Genomic DNA, 1,950 nt, shown 5'->3' with positions numbered 1-1,950 from the left:
GTCCCCGACCGACCGCCCGATCAGCGTGGTCACCGTGTACACCGCGTACGGCAGCGTGGAGAGCTGGTCCGAACTGTGCAGGGTGTCCTGGAGGTACTTCGCGCTCCAGTTGGAGACCGTCGAGTCGCCGATGTACACGAACGCCATCACCAGGCACAGCGGCAACAGCATGCGCATGACGACCTGCTGGGCGGCCCGGGGCACGGCCAGATGCTCACCGGACGGGTCGGGAGGGCCCGCAGCGACCGCACCGGGAGGTTCGGTGCCGAACGGCACCGCCGGGCCGTCATCGGCCGCGCCACGGACGCCTGAACCGTCGGATGCCAGGGCACCGGTCGCCGCGTCGTCGGGCCGCTGGTCCCGGTACCAACGGCTGGCGGTCAGCGTCAGCGGGATCAGCACCAGCACCGTGGGCCCGTACAGCGAGAACAGCTCGAAGTGCCAGTGCGCGCCCGACCAGGCCAGCGACGCCCCCACGATGCCGCCCAGGCTGTAGGAGGCGTGGAAGCCCAGCATGATGCTCTGTCCCCAGGCCCGTTGCAGGCTCACGCCCAGCATGTTCATCGACGCGTCCAGCCCGCCGACGCACACCCCGAACAGCGCCAGCGTCACCGCCGCCGCCCACATCCGGTTCCCGGCACCCAGCCCGACCAGCACCAGCCCCACCAGCGGCTGCACCCAGCGCAACACCACGCTCGGCCTTACCCGCTTCACCAGTTGCTCGGTCAGCACGCTCCCGGCACCGGCCAGGATCGGCACGGCCGCCAGGAACACCGGCAGCAGCCCGTCGCTGATCCCGTAGTGGTCCTGGATCGCGGGGATACGGGTCACGAGCAACGCGAACAGCGCACCCTGCGCGAAGAAGCTGACCGCGAGGGCGACCCGGCCGTACCGCAGAGCCTGCGGGCGAACGACGTCCATAGGCGAGCAGGCTAAGCGCGAAAGCTACGGATGAGTAGGGGCCGGGGATCACGATTCCTGGCGGGCCGGTCCGCGCGGGACCGGTCCGCCACGTCGGCGGCGGGAACAGGTGCTGGCCAGGGGTACCGGCGAGCGCCGCCGACAGCAACGAACGGGCCGGTGACGACCACGTGAACGGTCAGCCGGACAGCAGTCCGGGCAGCTCCGCCATGCTCTCGAAGAGTGCCGTCGCCCCGGCGAGCTTCACGGCCGGCGTCATCGCGGTGTACCCGTACACGTCCATCCCGGCCGCGAGCGCCGCCGCCACGCCCAGCCGGCTGTCCTCCACCACGGCGCACCGGTCGGGGGCGGCGCCCATCTCACGTGCGGCGTGCAGGAACAGGTCGGGCGCCGGCTTGCCCCGCCCCACGTCCTGCGCCGAGAAGATCCGCTCCTCCCCGAACCGCGCGTACAGCCCGGTCTTCCGCAGGGCGACCCGAATCCGCTCATGCCCCCCGGACGACGCGAGGCAGTACGGCACCCCGTCCGCCGCCAACTTCTCCAGCGCCACGGCCACGCCGTCCACGGGCTCCAACTCCCGCTCGAACGCCGCGAACACCCGCGCGTGGTACGTCGCGTCGAAGTCGGCGGGCAGCTCCGCCCCCGACCGCTCCCGCACCACGTCGTGGATACGGTGCGGCGCCGCGCCCATGAAGTCGCGAATCGAGTCCTCGTAGCTGGTGGGGTGCCCGACCTCGGTCAGGCAGTCCGCGAGGATGCGATTGGAGATCGGCTCGCTGTCCACCAGGACGCCGTCGTTGTCGAAAATCACCAGGTCGTACTGCACGGGCTCACGGTACAGGGACCCGCAACGCAAAGAAGCGCCAACCCCTGTGACCAGCACAAGGATTGACGCTTCTATAAAAATTGTTCGGCGGTGTCCTACTCTCCCACAGGGTCCCCCCTGCAGTACCATCGGCGCTGAAAGGCTTAGCTTCCGGGTTCGGAATGTAACCGGGCGTTTCCCTAACGCTATGACCACCGAAACAC

General features: G+C 69.7%; 2 protein-coding genes and 1 rRNA gene. All 3 read right to left on the bottom strand.

Features of this window, described 5'->3' with window-relative positions:
* Nucleotides 1-921, bottom strand: a 921-nt coding sequence (locus AC13HU_RS36390) for an MFS transporter (RefSeq protein ID WP_483046274.1), incomplete at its 3' end; no start/stop codon positions are given.
* A gap of 178 nt (nt 922-1,099) precedes the next feature.
* A complete protein-coding gene (locus tag AC13HU_RS36385; protein ID WP_483046273.1) occupies nt 1,100-1,747 on the bottom strand; it encodes an HAD family hydrolase in 648 nt (215 codons plus the stop codon).
* An 82-nt stretch (nt 1,748-1,829) separates the two neighbouring features.
* A 5S ribosomal RNA gene (gene rrf / locus AC13HU_RS36380) occupies nt 1,830-1,946 on the bottom strand.
* Nucleotides 1,947-1,950: the final 4 nt, after the last annotated feature.

Source organism: Streptomyces sp. NH27 (assembly GCF_056859195.1).
This window is presented reverse-complemented; position numbering and strand designations above follow the sequence as displayed.